22 protein-coding genes are annotated in these 19,335 nt (G+C 63.9%); 12 read left to right on the plus strand and 10 right to left on the minus strand.

Annotated elements, in window-relative coordinates:
- The first annotated feature begins 265 nt into the window (after positions 1 to 265).
- From ettA to DH10_RS07620, 5 genes are all read left to right on the plus strand, one after another.
- The gene (gene ettA, locus DH10_RS07600; RefSeq protein ID WP_192243241.1) at positions 266 to 1,915 is read left to right on the plus strand and encodes an energy-dependent translational throttle protein EttA; all 1,650 of its coding nucleotides are present in this window, start codon (positions 266 to 268) and stop codon (positions 1,913 to 1,915) included.
- Between the two features lie 63 nt (positions 1,916 to 1,978).
- Complete coding sequence (locus DH10_RS07605; protein WP_192243239.1) at positions 1,979 to 2,227, plus strand: DUF6290 family protein; 249 nt, start codon at positions 1,979 to 1,981, stop codon at positions 2,225 to 2,227.
- The gene (locus DH10_RS07610; RefSeq protein WP_192243237.1) at positions 2,224 to 2,490 is read left to right on the plus strand and encodes a type II toxin-antitoxin system RelE family toxin; all 267 of its coding nucleotides are present in this window, start codon (positions 2,224 to 2,226) and stop codon (positions 2,488 to 2,490) included. The genes DH10_RS07605 and DH10_RS07610 overlap by 4 nt, the downstream gene beginning before the upstream one ends.
- The gene (gene tam, locus DH10_RS07615) at positions 2,487 to 3,278 is read left to right on the plus strand and encodes a trans-aconitate 2-methyltransferase (protein ID WP_425515299.1); all 792 of its coding nucleotides are present in this window, start codon (positions 2,487 to 2,489) and stop codon (positions 3,276 to 3,278) included. Before DH10_RS07610 ends, tam begins: the two co-directional genes overlap by 4 nt.
- 131 nt (positions 3,279 to 3,409) lie before the next feature.
- Entirely contained in the window at positions 3,410 to 4,531 is a 1,122-nt protein-coding gene (locus tag DH10_RS07620; RefSeq protein ID WP_192243235.1) for a beta-ketoacyl-ACP synthase III, read from the plus strand.
- A gap of 5 nt (positions 4,532 to 4,536) precedes the next feature.
- On the opposite strand, the gene DH10_RS07625 is transcribed toward DH10_RS07620, so the two are convergent.
- Positions 4,537 to 5,103 (minus strand): methyltransferase family protein, encoded by a 567-nt coding sequence (locus DH10_RS07625; RefSeq protein ID WP_192243233.1) that lies wholly within the window; start codon positions 5,101 to 5,103, stop codon positions 4,537 to 4,539.
- A 140-nt stretch (positions 5,104 to 5,243) separates the two neighbouring features.
- Positions 5,244 to 5,666 carry a tautomerase family protein gene (locus DH10_RS07630; RefSeq protein ID WP_192243231.1) on the minus strand — a complete coding sequence of 141 codons (423 nt, stop codon included), beginning with the start codon at positions 5,664 to 5,666 and terminating at the stop codon, positions 5,244 to 5,246.
- A 122-nt stretch (positions 5,667 to 5,788) separates the two neighbouring features.
- Between DH10_RS07630 and DH10_RS07635 the strand changes: the two genes are divergently transcribed.
- Both DH10_RS07635 and DH10_RS07640 read left to right on the plus strand, forming a co-directional pair.
- A complete protein-coding gene (locus DH10_RS07635; protein ID WP_192243549.1) occupies positions 5,789 to 6,457 on the plus strand; it encodes a TetR/AcrR family transcriptional regulator in 669 nt (222 codons plus the stop codon).
- Positions 6,432 to 7,049, plus strand: coding sequence for an MOSC domain-containing protein (locus tag DH10_RS07640; RefSeq protein ID WP_192243229.1), 618 nt, complete (start codon positions 6,432 to 6,434; stop codon positions 7,047 to 7,049). Before DH10_RS07635 ends, DH10_RS07640 begins: the two co-directional genes overlap by 26 nt.
- On the opposite strand, the gene DH10_RS07645 is transcribed toward DH10_RS07640, so the two are convergent.
- From DH10_RS07645 to tsaA, 3 genes are all read right to left on the minus strand, one after another.
- The gene (locus tag DH10_RS07645; protein WP_192243227.1) at positions 7,037 to 8,008 is read right to left on the minus strand and encodes an aminotransferase class IV; all 972 of its coding nucleotides are present in this window, start codon (positions 8,006 to 8,008) and stop codon (positions 7,037 to 7,039) included. The two genes, DH10_RS07640 and DH10_RS07645, sit on opposite strands and share 13 nt — an antisense overlap.
- A gap of 129 nt (positions 8,009 to 8,137) precedes the next feature.
- Positions 8,138 to 8,452 (minus strand): DUF2293 domain-containing protein, encoded by a 315-nt coding sequence (locus tag DH10_RS07650; RefSeq protein ID WP_192243225.1) that lies wholly within the window; start codon positions 8,450 to 8,452, stop codon positions 8,138 to 8,140.
- Positions 8,449 to 8,955 carry a tRNA (N6-threonylcarbamoyladenosine(37)-N6)-methyltransferase TrmO gene (gene tsaA / locus DH10_RS07655; RefSeq protein WP_192243222.1) on the minus strand — a complete coding sequence of 169 codons (507 nt, stop codon included), beginning with the start codon at positions 8,953 to 8,955 and terminating at the stop codon, positions 8,449 to 8,451. The genes DH10_RS07650 and tsaA overlap by 4 nt, the downstream gene beginning before the upstream one ends.
- A 136-nt stretch (positions 8,956 to 9,091) precedes the next feature.
- Here tsaA and DH10_RS07660 point away from each other — a divergent pair, with 136 nt between their 5' ends.
- Entirely contained in the window at positions 9,092 to 10,114 is a 1,023-nt protein-coding gene (locus tag DH10_RS07660) for an ArsR/SmtB family transcription factor (protein ID WP_192243220.1), read from the plus strand.
- On the plus strand, positions 10,114 to 11,031 hold the full coding sequence (gene metF, locus DH10_RS07665; RefSeq protein WP_192243218.1) for a methylenetetrahydrofolate reductase [NAD(P)H]: 918 nt from the start codon (positions 10,114 to 10,116) through the stop codon (positions 11,029 to 11,031). Before DH10_RS07660 ends, metF begins: the two co-directional genes overlap by 1 nt.
- A 370-nt stretch (positions 11,032 to 11,401) precedes the next feature.
- On the opposite strand, the gene DH10_RS07670 is transcribed toward metF, so the two are convergent.
- A complete protein-coding gene (locus DH10_RS07670; RefSeq protein WP_192384575.1) occupies positions 11,402 to 12,319 on the minus strand; it encodes a DMT family transporter in 918 nt (305 codons plus the stop codon).
- Between the two features lie 211 nt (positions 12,320 to 12,530).
- On the opposite strand from DH10_RS07670, the gene DH10_RS07675 reads away from it, so the two are divergent.
- Positions 12,531 to 13,751: an alanine racemase gene (locus DH10_RS07675; protein WP_192243214.1), complete on the plus strand. Its 1,221-nt coding sequence runs from the start codon at positions 12,531 to 12,533 to the stop codon at positions 13,749 to 13,751.
- Here DH10_RS07675 and DH10_RS07680 read toward each other — a convergent pair.
- Entirely contained in the window at positions 13,748 to 14,479 is a 732-nt protein-coding gene (locus tag DH10_RS07680) for an SDR family oxidoreductase (RefSeq protein ID WP_192243212.1), read from the minus strand. The genes DH10_RS07675 and DH10_RS07680 overlap by 4 nt on opposite strands.
- A 122-nt stretch (positions 14,480 to 14,601) precedes the next feature.
- Here DH10_RS07680 and DH10_RS07685 point away from each other — a divergent pair, with 122 nt between their 5' ends.
- Complete coding sequence (locus DH10_RS07685) at positions 14,602 to 15,498, plus strand: LysR family transcriptional regulator (RefSeq protein WP_192243210.1); 897 nt, start codon at positions 14,602 to 14,604, stop codon at positions 15,496 to 15,498.
- An 18-nt stretch (positions 15,499 to 15,516) separates the two neighbouring features.
- Here the strand turns inward: DH10_RS07685 and DH10_RS07690 are convergent, their stop codons facing one another.
- The 3 genes from DH10_RS07690 to DH10_RS07700 form a co-directional block, all read right to left on the minus strand.
- Positions 15,517 to 16,695, minus strand: coding sequence for a lytic murein transglycosylase (locus DH10_RS07690; RefSeq protein ID WP_192243208.1), 1,179 nt, complete (start codon positions 16,693 to 16,695; stop codon positions 15,517 to 15,519).
- Between the two features lie 176 nt (positions 16,696 to 16,871).
- Positions 16,872 to 17,663: a glycoside hydrolase family 25 protein gene (locus tag DH10_RS07695; protein WP_192243206.1), complete on the minus strand. Its 792-nt coding sequence runs from the start codon at positions 17,661 to 17,663 to the stop codon at positions 16,872 to 16,874.
- A gap of 42 nt (positions 17,664 to 17,705) precedes the next feature.
- Positions 17,706 to 17,867 carry a hypothetical protein gene (locus DH10_RS07700; protein WP_192243204.1) on the minus strand — a complete coding sequence of 54 codons (162 nt, stop codon included), beginning with the start codon at positions 17,865 to 17,867 and terminating at the stop codon, positions 17,706 to 17,708.
- A gap of 77 nt (positions 17,868 to 17,944) precedes the next feature.
- On the opposite strand from DH10_RS07700, the gene DH10_RS07705 reads away from it, so the two are divergent.
- Positions 17,945 to 19,333, plus strand: coding sequence for a serine hydrolase domain-containing protein (locus tag DH10_RS07705; RefSeq protein WP_192243202.1), 1,389 nt, complete (start codon positions 17,945 to 17,947; stop codon positions 19,331 to 19,333).
- The last annotated feature ends 2 nt before the right edge of the window (positions 19,334 to 19,335 follow it).

Raw genomic sequence — 19,335 nt, forward strand, 5'->3', positions numbered from 1 at the left:
TGCGTCGATCCGATCTTTCCCGAAATCGCGCCCTCACACGATTTTGCTCACCTGTCATCGTTTTGACGGCGAATGGTTAACCGCTGCTTTCGTCAGCCCGGACGGGGCGACGAAAAGATCGATACCAGGGACGGGTGCTCCAGCCCGGCGAAAGCTCCGGGACAAATTGCGGCATGCCGAAAGCGATTGCCGTTCGGCGCTTCATCGCCTACATAGCGCGCAACCCCCATTCAACCTGACACCTCAGTTTCCAGGGAAAGCACGCGTGGCTCGCCAGTTCATCTATCACATGTCCGGCCTGTCGAAGGCCTACGGCACCAAGAAGGTGCTCGATAACATCCACCTGTCCTTCTATCCGGACGCCAAGATCGGCATTCTCGGCCCCAACGGCTCGGGTAAGTCGACCATCCTGCGCATCATGGCCGGGCTCGACAAGGAGTATCAGGGCGAGGCCTGGCTGGCCGAGGGCGCGACCGTGGGCTACCTCGCGCAGGAGCCGCAGCTCGATGCAAGCAAGACAGTGCGCGAAAACGTCATGGACGGCGTCGCCAGGAAGACCGCCATCATCGAGCGCTACAACGAGCTGATGATGAACTATTCCGACGAGACGGCGGACGAGTCGGCCAAGCTCCAGGACGAGATGGATCGCCTCAACCTGTGGGACCTCGAGCAGCAGGTCGAGATGGCGATGGACGCGCTGCAGTGTCCGCCGGCCGATTCCGAGGTGACCAACCTGTCGGGCGGCGAGCGTCGCCGCGTGGCGCTCTGCCGGCTGCTCCTGGAGCAGCCCGACCTTTTGCTGCTCGACGAGCCGACCAATCATCTCGACGCCGAGACCACGCAATGGTTGGAAAAGCACCTGCGCGACTATCCGGGCTCGGTGCTGATCATCACCCACGATCGCTACTTCCTCGACAACGTCACCGGCTGGATCCTCGAGCTCGATCGCGGCCGCGGCATCCCCTATGAGGGCAACTACACCAAATATCTCGACGCCAAGGCCAAGCGCCTGATCCAGGAAGGCCGCGAGGACGATTCCCGCCAGAAGGCGATCTGGCGTGAGCGCGAGTGGATCCAGTCCTCGCCGAAGGCGCGCCAGACCAAGTCCAAGGCGCGTATCAAGGCCTATGAGGAACTGGTCGAGCAATCGCAGAACCGCAAGCCGACCGACACGCAGATCGTCATCCCGGCAAGCGAGCGCCTCGGCAATGTCGTCATCGAGGTCGAGGGCCTCAACAAGGGTTTCGGCGACGAGCTGTTGATCGAGAACCTGTCGTTCAGGCTACCGCCGGGCGGCATCGTTGGCGTCATTGGCCCGAACGGCGCCGGCAAGACGACGCTTTTCAAGACGTTCACCGGCCAGGAAAAACCGGATGCCGGCTCGATCCGCATCGGCGAAACGGTCAAGCTCGGCTATGTCGACCAAAGCCGCGACGCGCTCGACCCGAACAAGACGGTCTGGGAAGAGATCTCCGGCGGCGCCGAGGTCATCAAGCTCGGCAAGCACGAGGTCAACAGCCGCGCCTACTGCTCGTCCTTCAACTTCCGCGGCGGCGACCAGCAGCAGAAGGTCGGCAACCTTTCGGGCGGCCAGCGCAACCGCGTGCATCTGGCCAAGATGCTGAAGGGCGGCGGCAATGTGCTGCTGCTCGACGAACCGACCAACGACCTCGACACCGAAACGCTGAGCGCGCTGGAAGACGCGCTCGAAGCCTATGCCGGCTGCGCGGTCATCATCAGCCACGACCGCATGTTCCTCGACCGCATGGCGACCCACATGCTCGCTTTCGAGGGCGACGCGCATGTCGAATGGTTCGAAGGCAACTTCGAGGAATATGAGAAGGACAAGCTCCGCCGCCTGGGCGCGGAAGCGGCGACCCCGCACCGCATGACGCACAAGCGGCTGACGCGGTAGGGCGTCCCGATCCGTTGCAGGCATCCGCTATTTGACCTAAATTGACCGGATGGAGCTTCCCATATGATCACGGTCGAATTGCCTGAGAGAGCCGAGAAGCTGCTGGCCGCCATGGCCAAGGAAAGCGGCCGTTCGACGGATCAGGTCGTGACAGAAGCCATCCTCGAGGCGATCGAGGATTGGCAGGACGCCAGGATAGCGGACGAACGCCTGAAGGATGACGACGGCGTTCGCGTTCCGCTGGACGACGTGATGCGGAAGCTTGAGCGTCGTGAAGCCGAGGAACGCCGCAAGAAGCCCGCCGCTGAATGAACTGGCGTGTCGAGTTCACGCCAAGAGCCGTGAAAGACATCGAACGGCTGTCGACCAAAGACCAACGCCGCATTCTAGAGTTCCTGAACCAGAGAGTATCGTCGCACCCCAACCCAAAGGCCCTTGCCAAACGGCTGACCGCGACCAGGGAAGAGGCTTGGCGTTTTCGCGTCGGCGACTACAGGGTCATCGCTCAATTCCAGGACAGCCGGCTGATCGTTCTGGTCGTGGAAGTTGGTAATCGTCGCGAAATCTATCGATGAGCAATACCCCCACCGAGATGAAACCCGACTGGTCCGCCGCCCAATATCTGAAATTCGAGGATGAGCGCACGCGACCGGCGCGCGATCTGGCGGCGCAGGTGCCGGTCGACTTTCCGCGCCGCGTCGTCGACATAGGCTGCGGTCCGGGCAATTCGACGGAACTGCTCGTCGAACGCTGGCCGGATGCCGAGGTCAGCGGCTTCGACACCTCGCCCGACATGATCGAGAAGGCGAGGGCGCGGCTGCCCAACGTCAACTTCGCGCTTGCGGATGCTTCCGTCTGGCAGCCGGAAAACCCAGTCGACGTGATCTTCGCCAACGCCGTGTTCCAGTGGCTGCCGGAGCATCCGGCGGTGTTCCGGCGGCTGATGGGATTGCTGGCGCCCGGCGGGGCCTTGGCCATCCAGATGCCCGACAATCTCGGCGAGCCTTCGCATCGGTTGATGCGCGACACGGCGGCCGAGATGCCGTTCTCGGCCAAGCTCAAGGGCGCCGCTCGCGCGCCGCTGCCGCCGGTTTCCTTCTACTACGATCTTCTGTCGCCGCTCGCCGACCGCGTGGATATCTGGCACACGATCTATAACCATCCGCTGGCCGACGCCGAGGCGATCGTCGAATGGGTGAAGGCGACAGGGCTGAAGCCGTTCCTCGATCCGCTCGATGCGGACGAGAAGAAGACTTTCCTCGAAAGCTATACCGCCAAGATCGCAAAGGCCTATCCGAAGACGGCGAACGGCAAGGTGCTGCTGCGTTTCCCTCGCATCTTCATCATCGCCAAGCGCGCCTGACTGTCTTCCGGTCAACTCACCGCGATAGCCGCGCGCAACAGAGGTTTAGGCTGGCATAAACCGGGCAAATGCTTCAAGGGTAGCCGCCGGCTTGCTTCGGAACAAAAGGCCGTGCCTCGGACGGATTGGACATGCATCGCGTCATCATCAGCGGCATCGGCGCCGAAATCCCCGAGCCTGTCATCACCAATGAAGAACTGGTCGAAAGCTTCAACAGCTGGGTCGACACAGAGAATGCGCGCCGCGCCGTCACCGGCGAGACGCCGCTGCAGAAATCGGACAGCGACTTCATCGTGCATGCGTCGGGCGTGCAGACCCGTCATGTGATCGAGCGCCAGGGCATTCTCGACCCGACCCGCATGGCGCCGCGCATTCCAGCGCGGCCGGACGACGCGCTGTCGCTGGAGGCGGAATTCGGCGTCGCTTCAGCCAGAAAGGCGATCGCCCATGCCGGCGTGGAACCGTCGGATATCGATCTGGTGATCTGCTCGGCCTCGCATCATCAGCGGCCTTATCCGGCGATCGCCATCGAGATGCAGGAGGCGCTAGGCACCAAGGGCGCCGGTTTCGACATGGGGCTCGGCTGCTCTTCCGCCGCGGCGGCGCTGCACATCGCGGTCAATCTGGTCAGGGCAGGGGCGCACAAGCGCATCCTGGTGTCGACGCCCGAGATCATAACTGGACATCTCAACTTCCGCGACCGGCAGACGCATTTCATCTTCGGCGACGCCTCCGTCGCCATGATCGTCGAAGGGCTCAGCCAGGGCGAGAAGCGGCCGGGACGCTTCGAGGTGCTCGACACGCGCACCTGGACGCAAATGTCGAACAACATCCGCACCAATCTCGGCTACCACACCCGCACCGCCCAGGATGATCCCTACCAGATCAAACTCGAAGGCAATCTGATCAAGCAGATCGGCAACAAGGTGTTCAAGGAAGTCACTGTCGCCGGCCACAAATTCATCGTCGAGTTCCTGGCCGAGCATGGGCTGACGCCGCAAGGCATCCGCCGCTTCTGGCTGCATCAAGCCAATGCGCGCATGAACGCGATGATCCTGAAACTCGCCTTCGGCCACGATGTCGGCCACGACCGCGCGCCGATGGTGCTGGAACGGCTCGGCAACACGGCGGGCGCCGGCGCGATCGTGGCGCTGTCGGAAAACCATGCCGACATGAAGGCCGGCGATTTCGGCCTGCTCTGCGCCTTCGGCGCCGGCTATTCGATCGGCGGCGCGCTGCTGAGGATGTTGTAACCGGCTCAGGCGGGTGCGAACGGCACCAGCATCGGCACGCGCCTGGCGTAGTCGTCATAGGCGGGTCCGAGCTCTCCGCGCAGGAAGCTCTCTTCCAGCCTGGCCTTGACGACGATGCCTATAAGCAGAAGGGCGGCGCCGGCAACGCCCCAAACGGTGCCCTTCGCCGCCATGGTGGCCAGGATCGAAAGCAGCAGGCCGGTATAGATCGGGTGGCGGACCAGCCGATAAGGCCCGGTGTCGACCACGCGATGATCGGCCTTGGCGGTGACGGTGCCCGACCACAGCCTGCCCAGATGCAGGCGCGCCCACCACGCGAAGGCGATGCCGATGGCGATCAGGGCGACGCAAATCCACGCCTCGGCAAGCGTCGGCGTCCAGAGCCGAAGCCGGCCGACATAGCCATGCGCCGGCACGAACAGCAGGACGGTGCCGGCGAGCCAAAGCACCCGATACCGGGCCTCAGCCCTGAAGCCGGCGCGCTTTTGCACGGGATCGGCCCAGAAAGCTGCAAGCGCCCAGGACACCAGCCAGATCAGCCACAATGCCGCGATTGCAGGTCCGGGTTGCATGGTCAATCCTTATCGTTGCGCCGCCATTAAAGCGAAGCGGCGCAGCGAGCGGCCAGTAAGAACGTCGTGATCGCCACGAACGCAGGACCCGGCCAACGCCGCATCGCGCGTGGGTGTCTCCTCGCGCTGAGGACCCGCGATTATTGCGTGGCGGCCATCGCTGCCGCGACCAGCGCCTCGCCTGAATATTGCCGGCCGCCGATGCCCCAGCCGCCGTCGGGCGCATTGAGGATGTTGATCCAGGTGTTTTCGGGCCTGTGGCCCGGCAAGCAAAGGTCCGCGACGATCCTGGCGGCGGCTGTGATGAATGCCTCTCGCTCCTCGATGGAGGCCAGGCCGATGTTCGGCAATTTCAGCTCCACCATGACGACGGGCCGGTTGGTGCCGCCCGCATAGATGCGATGATTCGGCAGAACATGGACCGTTCCGCCGACGATTGCGGTGAAGAATGAATTCCCGGTGGCTCCGGAAGCTTCGATGAGCGCGGCGCTCAGGCGGGGCAGGATTTCGCGCTCGCCAGCTGCTGTCAGCACGCCTTCGGGCGCGGTCACGGTGATCGGCATGTCGGTTCTCCTTTGCTTGCTGCGGATGGCTCTGACGGCTCGGGTGCTTGCACTTGTCAGGTTACGTATTGATTGTTACGTTACTCGAAACAGGCGAGTCAATAGGTTTCGTATCGATCACTATGGAAAATTTCGAGAAGTCACGTGGAGGCAGGCCGCGCGCATTCGATCCGGAGGCGGCGCTCGACGCCGCGATGCATCTGTTCTGGGAACATGGCTATGAGGCGACCTCGCTTGCCATGCTGCGCGAGGCCATGGGCCTGACGCCACCGCAGATCTACAACGCTTTCGCCGACAAGGAGACGTTGTTCCGTCGGGCGCTGGTGCGCTACCACGAGAAGGAGATCGGGTTTGCGCTGGACGCGCTCAGCGCGCCGGTGCCGGTCAAGGAGGCGATCCGTTTGCTGCTGATGGGAGCGGCTGAGGCCTACACCCGGCCGGGCAAGCCCGGCGGCTGCCTTTTCATCAGCGGCGCGCTGGCGGCCTCGCCGCAGGCGCAAGGCATCGCGGACGAGCTCAAGACATATCGCAAGGCGACCGAAGCGGCGATCGCGGCGCGGCTGGCCAAGGGGCGTGAAGCCGGCGAGTTGCCGGCGGATCTGTCCGTCGAGCGATTGGCCAAGTACCTGACCGGCGTCATGCACGGAATGTCGATCCAGGCGCGCGACGGCGCCTCGGCAGAAGACCTCAGGGCTCTGGCCGAGACCGCTCTTGCCGCCTGGGCAGCCGAAGTGCGACAAGCGGCCGACGCAAAAGGCGGAACCGATGCCGGACCTGTTCTCCACGATTGAAACGCCCGTCGAGATCGTGCCGGGCCGCAAGCTCGCGGCGAGGGCCGCGGCGCTCTACATAGCGCCCTTTGATCATTTCGAGACAAAGCCGGTGGAGGAATTGCGCCTCGGCTTCGACGGCATAGCGGGCGATTTCCATGCCGGCGCGACGCGGCGTTCGGGCGGGCGCGAGCCCTGGTATCCGCGTGGCACCGAGATGCGCAACGAGCGTCAATTGTCGCTTGTCGCAGCAGACGAACTGGCCGTCGTGGCGGAGCGCATGGGCATCGCGGAGATCAAGCCGGAGTGGACCGGCGCCAACCTGCTGATCGAAGGCGTGCCGCGCCTTTCCATGCTGCCGGCAGGCTCGCTCTTGTTCTTCAAGGGTGGGGCGACCATCAAGATCGATGGGCAGAACGGGCCTTGCCGCATCGCCGGCCGCTCGATCGCCGAGAATGCCGGCATGGCCGACCATGAAGCGGGAGCGCTGGTGTTCCCGAAGGCGGCGAAACGGCTGCGCGGCCTCGTCGCCTGGGTCGAGAAGCCGGGCACGATCAGATCCGGCGAGGAGATATCGGTGCGGGTGCCGGAGCAGTGGATCTATCGGGTCTGACGGTAATGCACCGGGTTCGACCAGGCCGGGTCGTCGTGCTTTTGCCAATAGAGCGCCATCAGCCGCCTTGTGATCGCACCGACCTTGCCGTCGGCGATCGGAGTGCCGTCGATCGTCGTGACGGGCATGATGCCGCCGGCGGTCGAGGTGATGAAGACTTCGTCGACTGTCTTGAGCGCGGCCACGCTGACATCCGCCGCTACCGCGGACAGCCCCACCTCGGCGCACAGGTCGAATACGGTGCGGCGCGTGATCCCGGGCAGAACGCCGACTGCGGGCGTCGACAACTTGCCACCCTTGACGCAGAACACATTGAAGCCCGGGCCTTCGGCGACGTTGCCGTTGAAGTCGAGGATCAGCGCGGTGTCGGCGCCGCGGTCGTAGGCATCGTAGAGCCCACGCACCAGGTCAAGCCAGTGGTAGTTCTTAATCGAGGGATCGATCGAGGCGGGCGGGATGCGCACCTTGTCACTGATCGCGACATTGAGGCCGTTTCGCAATTGCTCGGCATTGGCGACCGAGCCGAAAGGGACGGCAAAAGCCATGAACCGGTTGTTCGCCTGACGCGGATCGCGGCTGAAGGTCGGCGAGGCGCCGCGCGTGCATAACATCTCGACATAGGCGGCGCGATGGCCGGACAGCGCGACACAATTGTGAAGGATTTCGGCGACCCCGTCGCGGTCGAACGGGATCGTCATGCGCAGCTTTTCCAGCCCGCCGAAGAAACGGTCGAGATGCAGGTCGAGCCGGAAAAAGCGACCATCCCAGACATGAACCGTGTCGTAGGTGGCGTCCGAGTTCAGGAAACCCCAGTCCAGCACCGAGACCTTGGCCTGCGACATTGGCAGGTATTGGCCGTCGAAGTAAGCCACCCCGTCGGGATAGGTGTGCGGGTCAACATGACGGTCCGAGACGATGGGCGGCGACCCGGACGGTTCGGGGGCGGCGGCTCGGTTCATTTCAGTCCTCCCTCGTTGTTTGCGGCAATGCAGGCTAGCGTTCGGTCCTAAACGAAGTAGAGCCAGGCGACTGGCGCTGCCTGGCCTGCCCGCGAGGAGCCTACGCGATCCGGGCGGGTTCCATCTGCTTCACTCGTCCTCGTCGTCTTCCTCCAACAAGCGCGTTGCGCGCCAACGGGTCAGCACCGCATTGGTCTGCTCGATGACGAAGAAGCGCGCCGAGTCCCGGTCATAGCCTTCGGCGAGCAATTTCTCGTAGTCGGTATGGGTGTGGCGGACATGAGCGATGGTTGCCAGCCATACCGCGATCGTCGGCGGCAAGGTCTTCATATGCATGGCGCCGGCATCGGCGCGGATCTTTTCCATGTCGGCATAAGGGGCGAACGGCAAGAGCGCGGTCAGCGCCTTGGCAATGGCGCGGCGACGGCCGGTCGGCGCGTTCATTTCTCGTCGCGTCCGGTAATGGTCGCTTCGGGGAAGGCATCGATCGAAGCGTAGTATGGCTTGATGTCGATGACCGGCGTGCCGTCCAGCACGTCGATGGCGTCGATCTCGATCCGGCCGGCCTCGATGTCGACCGCGACAAGCTTCGCGACATGCAGGCCGACAGGGTTCGGCCGGGCGGGGGAGCGCAGCGAGAAAACGCCTTTCGGTTCAGCCGCATGGCGCGGTTTCTGCACAATCAGAGTCCGCGGCGCGCGATCGAACCAGGACAGGATGACGATGTGGCTGGCGCGATCCAGGTTCTGCAGCCCCTGGCGGTATGGCTCGTCAATCAGGATGGTCGCTGTCCGTCCGGCTTCGCGGGCGGCGCGCATGTTTTTCGGACAATCCTCGCGGCTCGTCCAGGGCGAGACGATATGGCCGATGAAGACGAGATGGCCGTCCGGCGGCATATCCGCCGGATCGATCTTCAGGAGCTTCTCGCCCTCGCGCGTCTCGAACATCGTCTTCGTCCGCTCAATCGTTCGCGGCGCGCGGATCACGGCTGCGCCATTTTCTTGTCCGGAAGCGACATAGTGCTTGCCAGGGTTTCAAATCCGACATAAACATATCTTTATATCTTTCAGTGAGAACCCGTTCATGCATGTCACGCTCGACACGATGGTAGATACATTGAAGGCGGCAGCCGAATCCAGCCGCCTGCGCATCTTGGTGCTGCTGTCGCGCGGGGACCTCACGGTCTCCGACCTCACCGAGATCCTTGGCCAGTCGCAGCCGCGCGTCTCTCGACACCTGAAGCTGCTGCTCGATGCCGGGCTGATCGGCCGCTACCAGGAAGGGTCCTGGGCCTTCTTCAGACTGTCGGACACGGACAGCTCGCGCGATTTCGTGCAGCGCCTGGTCTCCGGCGTGCGCGAGGCCGATCCGCAGGTGGTGCGCGATCTGGAGCGGCTGGCCGCGGTCAAGCGCAAGCGGCAGGATCGCGCCGCCGAATATTTCTCCGAAAACGCGGCGAGTTGGGATCGTATCCGCTCGCTGCATGTGCCCGATCGCGCGGTCGAAGCCGCATTGCTCAAGCTCGTCGGCAAACGGCCATTCCAGTCGATGCTCGACCTCGGCACCGGCACCGGCAGGCTGCTGGAGATCTTTGCGCCGCTCTACCGGCGCGGCGTCGGCATCGACATGTCGCGCGAGATGCTGACGGTGGCGCGCGCCAATCTCGACAAGGCGGGGGTCGCCAACGCGCAGGTGCGCCAGGGCGACATCTTTTCGCCGCCGGTCGAGCGCAACGCCTTCGATCTCGTCACCATCCACCAGGTGCTGCACTATCTCGACGATCCGGCCCGCGCCATCGGCGAGGCGGCGAGGCTGCTGCGTCCGTCGGGCAGGCTGGTCATCGTCGATTTCGCACCCCACAATCTCGAGTTCCTGCGCGACCAGCACGCCCATATGCGGCTTGGCTTCTCAGACCGGCAGATCGCCGACTGGTTCGAGGAGGCAGGGCTCGATCTCGAGGACAGACAGGAATTCGAGCCGCGCGGGCAGGCCGAGGCCAGGCTCACCGTCAAGCTCTGGCTTGGCCGCGACCGCCGCCTGCTGATCGCCGATCCGTCCAATGACACGCTGCCAGCCAAAACATATCCAATGGGGGAAACAGCCTGATGAACCAGTTCCGCTTTTCCCGCCGCCCCGACATTGGCGACAAGGTCCGGGTTTCGTTCGAGTTCTTCCCGCCGAAGACCGACGAGATGGAAGCTAGGCTCTGGGATACCGTCACCCGGCTGGAGCCGCTCAAGCCGAGATTCGTCTCGGTGACCTATGGCGCGGGCGGCTCGACCCGCGAGCGCACCGCACGCACGGTGAAGCGCATCCTCAACGAGACGACACTGAGGCCGGCCGCGCACATGACCTGCGTCGACGCGGCCCGTCATCAGGTCGACGGTGTCATCCAGGAGTTCGCCGGCATGGGCGTCACCCGTTTCGTCGCCTTGCGCGGCGATCCGGCAGCGGGCGTGGGAACCGCGTACCGTCCGCATCCCGACGGTTATGCCAACGGCGCCGAGCTGGTCGGGGCGCTGAAGAGCGCCGGCGATTTCGACATCTCGGTCTCGGCCTATCCGGAAAAGCATCCGGAAAGCCCGGATTTCGCCACCGACATAGACATGCTGAAGCGCAAGGTCGACAATGGCGCGACGCGGGCGATCACCCAGTTCTTCTTCGACAACGATCTCTACGAGCGCTATGTCGAGCGGGCGCGCCGCGCCGGCATCTATATCCCGATCGTGCCGGGCATCCTGCCGGTGCACAACTTCACCCAGGTCGCCAATTTCTCGTCGCGCTGCGGTGCGCTGGTGCCGGCGTGGCTGGCCGAACGCTTCGAAGGGCTGGAGAACGACCCGCAGACGCATGCGCTGGTGGCTTCGGCGGTAGCGGCTGAGCAGGTGCACGATCTCGTCGAGCGGGGCGTCGGCGATTTCCATTTCTACACGATGAACCGGGCCGACCTGGTCTTTGCCGTCTGCCATATGATCGGCATCCGCTCGCACGAGGCGGAGGCGGCGGGATCGGCCGCGGCCTGAAACGGCTGGAAACGGAAAAGGCCGGGTAGAACCGGCCTTTTCGAACTGTTTGGACTACTCTCGGTGTGGATCTTCCCGGCTTTGGCGGGTTAGGGAAGAACGCCTATGATAAGGGCACCGATGAATGCGAATGCGGCACAAATCATCAAAGCGTTGATTGGCCTCGTCAGTCCCATGCCATAGCCTCCTCTTCAGAGCCATGGCCGGAATCTAGAGTCATTTGGGTCACAGGCAAGCGGAAAACGTGCTGCAATGCGACATGATTGTGGAATTTGCGACTTCCGATTTGCCGTTAGCCGTTGAAACTCTTCGGCAAAAATCGATCCAAGAGTTGTGAATAAATTATGGCGAAGCCGTGGCAATGGCACCGCTACCATCGGCCGAACAGGCGGCCATCGATGGTGATCAGGCCGAGTCCGATCAGCACCATGCCGCCCATTTCGAAGAGCTGCAGGCGTTCACCGAGGAACAGGAAACCGAGCAGCACGGCGCTGACTGGCACGATCAAAGTGACCAGCGAGGCATTGGTGGCGCCGGCCGAGGCGACGAGGTTGAAATAGAGGATGTAGGCAAAGGCCGTGGAGAGCAGCGCCAGCCCCAGCACCGCGGCCCAGACCGGCGGCGAGGCCGAAAATAGTCCGGCCGGGCCGTGCGCAAGCACGACCGGGATCATGATGACGGTCGAGGCGGTCAGTTGCCCGGTGGCGATGACCGGCGAGGGCACGCCATTGAAGCGTCGCGCGACCATCAGGGCGACCGCGTAGGACAGCGAGGCGCCGATCAGCGCGAACTTGGCCCAGACCGGCCCCCCGAGGCCGGCAGCAAGACCAGGACCGATCATGACAGCTGTGCCTGCGACGCCGAGCGCGATGCCGGCCAGCTTGTTCCATGAGAGCTTTTCGTCCGTGGTGAGCGCATTGGCGAGAATCAGTGTCCAGAACGGTGTCGTGGCGTTGAGCACCGAGGCGACACCGGCGCCGAGTTCGGTCTGGCCGGCGAAGATCAGCGAAAAGGGAACGACGTTATTGGTCAGCGCCAGCAGGAAGAACAGGCCGGCGTAAGGAAAGGCGAGCCGGAAGGACGGGCCGCGGATCGCCAGATAGAGCTGAAGCGCGGCCGCGGCGATGGCGACGCGAAACAGCACCAGCGCCAGCGGATGGATCTCCGACACGGCAATGCGGGCAAAGAAGAAGGAGCCGCCCCAGATCGCGCCGAGCAGCAGGAGCTGCGCCCAGCCCTTGAGCGTCATCGGTCCGCGCGTCGCCGCGGCGCCAGCCGTAATCGTCATGTCGTCAACCCTCCCAGGCCGATCGCAATCTCAGCCGCCGAACAGCTCCAATCGATATACGGTCTGGCGGCAAGGGCCACCCGAAGCCTGACCGATGGTTTAGCGTTGGCGGAAAGGGTGCAGTCCGCCGGGCGCGAAGGCGAGACACAGAACTGTTTTCTTTGGCGGCTAGCTAGGATTAATTGTGCGCGCCCAGATCAAGGATTCGTCCATGCAGCGATTCGAAAATGCCCGCGAGGCGGCACTGGCGCTTCGTCCGGACGATCCGGTCTATTGCTTCCGCCCTCAGGTTCTGAGGGCTGATGCCCTGCAGTTCATGGGCATGTTCCCCGGCAAGACAGCCTATGCGGTCAAGACCAATGGCGAACAGATTGTGCTGAAGTCACTGGTGGAGGCCGGGGTCAGCGCCTTCGACGTGGCCTCGCCCGGCGAGTTCGCCGCTGTGCGCGCTGTCTCACCGGATGCCGAGATGCTCTACATGCATCCGGTCAAGGCGCAGTCGGACATCAAGCTGGCGCTGGAGAAATACGGCATCCGGGTGATTTCGCTCGACCATGAGGACGAGATCACCAAGCTGACGCGCGTGGTGCGGGCGCTCGACATCGACCCGGGCGCGGTGACGGTGTTCGTGCGTATCCAGACCAAAGGCCATGCGGCCTATGAGCTGTCGAAGAAATTCGGCGCCGGGCCGGCCAACGCGGTCGAGCTTGCCGAGCGGCTCAACCGCACCGGATACAAGGTCGGCCTCTGCTTCCATGTCGGCAGCCAGATCGAGGACCCGGACACCTATGAGCGGGCGCTGGCCTCGGCCGACTGGGTGCGCAACCGGCTGACCTTCGACATTGCCGGGCTCGACGTGGGCGGCGGCTTTCCCGCCGAATACGGCCACGATCCCAATCGCAAGCACATCGAGATGCCGTCACTCGGCCAGCTCATGTCGCGGCTGGCCGGCGACCTCGAGGAGTATCAGTTTGACGAGATGCCGCTGGTCGCCGAGCCCGGCCGCGTGATCGTGGCGCGTTGCCTGTCGCTGATCGTGCGCGTGCTGCTGCGCAAGGGCAAACGGCTTTACATCAATGACGGCATCTGGGCATCGCTGTCGGATTCATGGACCGGCAAGATCACGTTGCCGGCGCGCTTCATCCCGGATCCCGCGATCCGCACGCGCAACGGCAGCGACAAGACAATCGTGCCGTTCAAGGTCTGCGGCGCGACCTGCGATTCCGTCGACATATTGTCCAGACCGTTCTGGCTGCCGGAGACAGTCGATACCGGCGACTGGATCGAGATCGGCCATATCGGCGCCTATTCGCTGTCACTGAGGACGCGCTTCAACGGCTTCTTTCCGGACACGTTCGTCGAGGTGACGACGCCGTTCGATGAGGGCGACGCGCCGCAGGGATTTGCGAGCTTGGAGACAATGGCGGACTAGGCGACTCCGCCGCCGGCCTGGATATTCTCGCCGGTCAGCCAGCGGGCTGCGTCGCTGGCCAGGAAGACTGCAACATCGGCAACATCGCGTGGCGTGCCTATCCGGCCGAACGGCGACATGCCGGCTGCCACGGCGCGATCCCGCTCCGGCAGCAGGTCGGTGTCGGTGAAGCCTGGCGACAGCGCATTCACGGTGACGCCGCGCGGCCCGAGCTCGCGCGAGAGCACGCGAACGAACTGCTCGACGGCACCCTTGCTGCCGAGATAGAGCGCCGTCTGGGTGAAGAACATCTTGGTGCCGCCGGTCGAGACGGCAATGATCCGGCCGCCATCGCGGACACGCTTGGCCGCTTCCTGAAGCGTGAAGAACGTGCCCTTGGCGTTGGTGCCGAAGACGTGGTCGAAATCGGCCTCGCTTGCTTCGACGAGCGGTTTGATGACGGCGATGCCGACGTTGGCAATGACGATGTCGATGGCGCCCAGCTGGTCCTCGGCTTCGTCGAACAGCCTGCGGACATCGGCTGGAATGGAAATATCCGCCTGGATTGCCACCGCTTTTCCGCCGTTGACCGAAATGGCAGCGACCACGTCATCGGCGGCCTTTCTGTTGCCGACATAGTTGACGACGACGGACGCGCCGTCGGCGGCGAGACCCTCGGCTACGGCACGGCCGATGCCACGTGAACTGCCGGTGACGATTGCGGTTTTGCCCTGCAGCGATTGGGACATGATCGATTTCCTTCAACTCTTCACGGCTGCGCCGATGTGACCGTTGGGTTGAGAAATAGCGACCTGCAATTGATCGGATAATCGCCTATTATCTGACTGCCTTGTTAATCCAGAGATACATAATGCGCGGATCCGAATTCACCGAGCTCAAAGCGTTTGCGGCGATAGTGGAAGAGGGCAGCTTCGTCCGCGCGGCGGCGCGGCTGCGGGTGTCGCCGCCTGCGCTCAGCCAGTCGATCCGACAGTTGGAGTCGCGTATCGGCGTGAGATTGCTCAATCGCACCACGCGCAGTGTCTCGCCGACTGCTGCCGGCGAGACGCTGTTTACGCGCCTTGGCGTTGCGTTCGGAGAGCTGGATGACGCTGTTGCCGAGGTCCAGACCGCGCGTGTCAGCCCGGCCGGTTCGCTACGCATCAACGTTCCGCGCGTTGCCGCAATGCGCTTCATCGCGCCGGTCCTCGGCGATTTCCAGCGCGCCTATCCCGACGTCGCGCTGACCGTCATCGTCGACGACCTGCTGACCGACATTGTCGAGGGGCGTTTCGACGCCGGAATCCGCCTTGGCGAGCGGCTGGAGAAAGACATGGTGGCGGTGAAGCTGAGTGACGATCTGCAAATGGCAGCTGTGGCTGCTCCGGCCTATCTGGAGGGCCGCGCAGTCCCCCGTCATCCACAGGACCTGCACGAGCACCGCTGCATCAACTTCCAGTGGCCCGGCGGCGGCAACATCTACCGATGGGAGTTTTCGCGCGGCAAGCGATCGCTGGAAATCGCGGTCAAGGGAAGTCTCACCGTCAACGATACGGAGTTGATGCTCAAGGCGGCGCTGGATGGGGCAGGTGTAGCCTACATGATTGACTATCAGGTCCAGCCATGGATCGAGAAGGGCAGGCTGGTCCGGTTTCTCGAAGCCTGGTCGCCCGGCTTTCCGGGTTTCTATCTATACCACCCGAGCCGCCGGCTCGTGCCGCCGGCACTGCGTGCGTTCATCGATTTCTTGCGGTCGAGGCGAGGTTAGCGGAATCTCGCTACCATTTCACAATTTCGCCAGCAGCTCCGGCGTCGGCCAGCCGTCCACGGGCAGCCCGAGCCGCATCTGTTCCTTGCGGATCGCCTCGCGGGTGTTCGTGCCAAGAATGCCGTCGACCGTGCCGACGTCGTAGCCCTTGGCTTCGAGCTTGGTCTGCAGCGCCTTCATCTGATCGCCATTGAGCCCTTGCTCCGGCGTGCGTGGGTCGAATTGCGGCGCGCCGGCCAGACGGGTCGCAAGCACCGCAGCGGTGAGCGCGTAAGTGAAGGACTGGTTCCACTCCAGATAAACGTCGAAATTGTCGTAGGTCAGGAAGGCGGGGCCCTTGCGACCCATCGGCAAGGCCAGGCCAGCTTTGAGACCGTTATCGACAAGCGACGTGCCGTTCGGGTTGGTGACGCCCCACTGAGCCCATTGTGAGATCGGCAGTTTGTTCGTGCGCCCGGTCTGGTCCCACGGCATGTCGTCCGGCACGCGCACTTCCTCGACCCAGGGCTGGTCGCGCTTCCAGCCGCGCGACAGGATCTTGTCGGCCGTGGTCATGATCACATCGGGCGCGCTGTTCCTGAGATCGACCTTGCCGTCGTCGTCGCCGTCGACGCCGCGGGCGAGGTAGTCGGTCGGCAGGATCTGCGTCTGGCCGATTTCGCCAGCCCAGGCGCCCTTGACGTCGGCCGGCAGCACGCCGCGGTCGATCAAGGTCAGCAGCGGCACCAGTTGCGGCCGAAAGAGCTGAGGCCGGCGGCAGTCATGCGAGAGGGTGACCAGCGCGTCCAGCGTATGGAAATCGCCCTGCACCGCGCCGAAATCGGTCTCCAGTCCCCAGAATGCGGTGATGACGGCCGGCTGCACGCCGAATTCCTTGTCGGCGCGCGCGAAGACCTCGGCATATTTCTTGAGGTTGGCCGCGCCCTGCTTCAGGCGATAGGCCGAGATCATGCGGTTCGAGAATTGGGCGAAGGTCTGGGCGAACACCCCTTGAGCGCGGTCGCGCGCCAGCACCTTCTCGTCGATCGCGGCTTTTTCCAGCGCGTCCAGGCCGACGGCGCCGACGCCGGCTGCCTTGGCCTCGACAGCCACGCCCTGTTTCCAGGCTTCGAAATCGCCGCCGCATTCCTGCGCCGCCGCAGGCCAGGCGAAAGCGCCGACCAGCAGCGCCGCCAGGATTTCAACGCGCAATCGCATCGCTTCCCTTTCGAGACCGGCGCATGATCGGCGGCCCGGTGCGGACAGGATCATGCGTAGATTTCAAAATTCAGGAGCGCCGTTCGGCACCCCCGGTTGGGTGCGCCGCTCCGCATCACCAGCGGTTGCAACTATACGCCGCCCGCCGTGTCGAAAAGCAGGCACGGGGGCCGATGTCAACGGGTGTTCTGCCGCAGCCACTTGTTCCAGGCGGCTTCCGAGCCATTGAAAACATTGATGTCGGACTTGCCGGTCATGCCGGGCACAATGCCGGTGCCGGTGTACTGCCAGAAGGCGAAGGGATGGCTGCCATACTTCTGACGCGGATGGCCGGCGACCGAGCGCAGCCAGTAAGGATAGCCGCGGAACGTCGCCAGGCTATTGTCATCGAAGAAGTCGAGCGACGTATAGATGATCGGCTTCTTGCCGTAATGGCGCCCGACGATTTCGAGGAAGGTGCTCATTTCGCTGCGCACGGTCGCGGGATCGGGGCGCAGCCGGCAGGTCGGCGACTTCGGGTTCCATTCCATGTCGAGCACCGGCGGCATCGCCGACGGGTCTCTCGGGACATTGGCGATGAACCAGCGCGCCTGGGTGGCGGCCGGCGTGCAGAAATAGAAGAAATGATAGGCCGCGCGCGGGATTCCTGCGGCCTTGGTGCGTGACCAGTGCTCGTTGAAATAGTCATCGAAACGGTCGCCGCCCTCCGTCGCCTTGATGAAGGCGAAGGAGATGCCGCTGGCCTTGGCCGTCGGCCAGTCGACCGAGGCCTGGTATTTGGAGACGTCGGTGCCGTGGATGGCGTAGGTCCAGGGCGCGCCGCTGTCCCATTCATGCGGCTTGGAATCCTCGAAACGGGGCGCGCGCATCGCGACCGTCTGCGCTGACGGCGTCAGCGGCGAAAGATCCTCGACGGTCGAGCAGGCGCCCAACAGCGTAAGCATCAGGATGGCCGCAAGACGGCGCATGATATCCCCCGAGCCGGGATCAGCCGGCCGCTGATGGGTCCTTCATTGATGGTGGTCGCTTACGCGGGCCCCCTCCGGACGATCGCCCCACAGGACCGCCCATTCTTCACGCATGTCATTGTCCCAAAGCAGCTTGGCACTTTTGGGCGACATCCCTCCGTCATCGCCGAACATGGTTGATAATCCATTGACGGCGATCGACATCGGACATGATTTTGCGGAAGCAATGGCGGCAAATCGATGACATAAAGCGAGCCGGGAAATCCAAAGGGCGGGAAAAGATGCGGGCTGTCGTGAGGTTCATCAAATGGCTGCTGGGCCTGGTGGTGCTGGCGGTGGTCGCGCTCTTCGCCTGGCTTTATTTTGCGCCGCCCGAGCTGATCCGTGTCGGCTCCGGCTATTCGGCCAAGATCGTCTGCTCCAATGTGTTCATCGCCGGCCGCGACCCGAATGAAGTGCTGGCCGTCGACGTGCAGGCGCCGGGCCATCCACTGCTCAAGCTGATGAAAGTATCCGTCGATAAGGAAAGGGGGCTTGTTTCGGCGGGCCTGCTTTGGGTTCTGGGCAAGAGCCTCGCCGTCGAGCGCGACGGCGTCGGCTGCGCATCGGTTCCGGATGGCGACACCGGCAAGGCGCGGCAGACCGTCCTGCGTGTGGCACCGCCCGCTGCGACGACACAGCCAGATGCGCTCTGGCCCGACGGCGAGCGGGTGGATGCTTCGCAAAATCCGGAGGTTTCAACGATCGTCGACGATCCCGCCATGGCCGGGACCGGCGTGCGCGCGATCGTTGTGGTGAAGAACGGCCGTATCGTCGCGGAGCGCTATGGTGACGGCTTTTCGGCCAAGACGCCGCTGCTCGGCTGGTCGATGACCAAGACGGTGAATGCCGCGATCGTCGGCACGCTGATGAAGGACGGCAAGATGGCGCTCGACAACAAGGCCCTGTTCGCGCCGTGGAAGGCCGACGGGCGGGCGGCAATCAGCCTTGCCGACATGATGGCGATGTCGAGCGGGCTGGAATTCAACGAAGACTATGGCGACGTCGCCGACGTGACGCGCATGCTCTATCTCGAAGCGGACATGGCGGGCTTCGGCGAGGCCAAGCCGCTCACCGGCGAGGTCGGCAAGGTGTTCTCCTACTCGAGCGGCACGGCAGTGATGCTCTCGCGCCTGTGGCAGGACGCGGTCGGCGACAAGGCGAAAGCGCTGGCATGGCCGCGGACGGCGCTGTTCGAGCCGCTCGGCATGCACAGCGCGGTGCTCGAAACCGACGAACAGGGCACTTTCGTCGGCTCGTCCTATCTCTATGCCACGGCGCATGATTGGGCGCGCTTCGGCCAGTTCCTGCTGCAGGGCGGCGTCTGGAACAGCGCGCAGATCCTGCCGACCGGCTTCGTCGACTGGATGCGGCAGCCGGCGCCGGCCTCGAAAGTCTACGGCAAAGGCCAGGTCTGGATCGAGGGACCGGGCGATGAGGAAAGTCCCGGCGCGGGTGCCGCCGCCGGCCTGCCCAAGGATACCTATTGGATGGAGGGCCATGACGGCCAGACGGTGGCCATCGTGCCATCAGAGCAACTGGTGGTGGTGCGCCTCGGGTTGACGCCGGCCAAGCTCGGCTACCGGCCGCAGACGATGGTGGCAGCGCTGGTGAAGGCCCTACATCAGTAGGA

It is taken from the genome of Mesorhizobium silamurunense (genome assembly GCF_014843825.1).
GTDB classification, from domain to species: Bacteria; Pseudomonadota; Alphaproteobacteria; order Rhizobiales; family Rhizobiaceae; genus Mesorhizobium; species Mesorhizobium silamurunense.

Coding starts and splice junctions, on each gene's coding strand:
- DH10_RS07605 (WP_192243239.1), top strand. CDS start 1,979: ATGATCACGGTCGAATTGCCTGAGAGAGCCGAGAAGCTGCTGGCCGCC.
- DH10_RS07610 (WP_192243237.1), top strand. CDS start 2,224: ATGAACTGGCGTGTCGAGTTCACGCCAAGAGCCGTGAAAGACATCGAA.
- tam (WP_425515299.1), top strand. CDS start 2,487: ATGAGCAATACCCCCACCGAGATGAAACCCGACTGGTCCGCCGCCCAA.
- DH10_RS07620 (WP_192243235.1), top strand. CDS start 3,410: ATGCATCGCGTCATCATCAGCGGCATCGGCGCCGAAATCCCCGAGCCT.
- DH10_RS07625 (WP_192243233.1), bottom strand. CDS start 5,103: ATGCAACCCGGACCTGCAATCGCGGCATTGTGGCTGATCTGGCTGGTG.
- DH10_RS07630 (WP_192243231.1), bottom strand. CDS start 5,666: ATGCCGATCACCGTGACCGCGCCCGAAGGCGTGCTGACAGCAGCTGGC.
- DH10_RS07635 (WP_192243549.1), top strand. CDS start 5,789: ATGGAAAATTTCGAGAAGTCACGTGGAGGCAGGCCGCGCGCATTCGAT.
- DH10_RS07640 (WP_192243229.1), top strand. CDS start 6,432: ATGCCGGACCTGTTCTCCACGATTGAAACGCCCGTCGAGATCGTGCCG.
- DH10_RS07645 (WP_192243227.1), bottom strand. CDS start 8,008: ATGAACCGAGCCGCCGCCCCCGAACCGTCCGGGTCGCCGCCCATCGTC.
- DH10_RS07650 (WP_192243225.1), bottom strand. CDS start 8,452: ATGAACGCGCCGACCGGCCGTCGCCGCGCCATTGCCAAGGCGCTGACC.
- tsaA (WP_192243222.1), bottom strand. CDS start 8,955: ATGTTCGAGACGCGCGAGGGCGAGAAGCTCCTGAAGATCGATCCGGCG.
- DH10_RS07660 (WP_192243220.1), top strand. CDS start 9,092: ATGCATGTCACGCTCGACACGATGGTAGATACATTGAAGGCGGCAGCC.
- metF (WP_192243218.1), top strand. CDS start 10,114: ATGAACCAGTTCCGCTTTTCCCGCCGCCCCGACATTGGCGACAAGGTC.
- DH10_RS07670 (WP_192384575.1), bottom strand. CDS start 12,319: ATGACGATTACGGCTGGCGCCGCGGCGACGCGCGGACCGATGACGCTC.
- DH10_RS07675 (WP_192243214.1), top strand. CDS start 12,531: ATGCAGCGATTCGAAAATGCCCGCGAGGCGGCACTGGCGCTTCGTCCG.
- DH10_RS07680 (WP_192243212.1), bottom strand. CDS start 14,479: ATGTCCCAATCGCTGCAGGGCAAAACCGCAATCGTCACCGGCAGTTCA.
- DH10_RS07685 (WP_192243210.1), top strand. CDS start 14,602: ATGCGCGGATCCGAATTCACCGAGCTCAAAGCGTTTGCGGCGATAGTG.
- DH10_RS07690 (WP_192243208.1), bottom strand. CDS start 16,695: ATGCGATTGCGCGTTGAAATCCTGGCGGCGCTGCTGGTCGGCGCTTTC.
- DH10_RS07695 (WP_192243206.1), bottom strand. CDS start 17,663: ATGCGCCGTCTTGCGGCCATCCTGATGCTTACGCTGTTGGGCGCCTGC.
- DH10_RS07700 (WP_192243204.1), bottom strand. CDS start 17,867: ATGTCGATCGCCGTCAATGGATTATCAACCATGTTCGGCGATGACGGA.
- DH10_RS07705 (WP_192243202.1), top strand. CDS start 17,945: ATGCGGGCTGTCGTGAGGTTCATCAAATGGCTGCTGGGCCTGGTGGTG.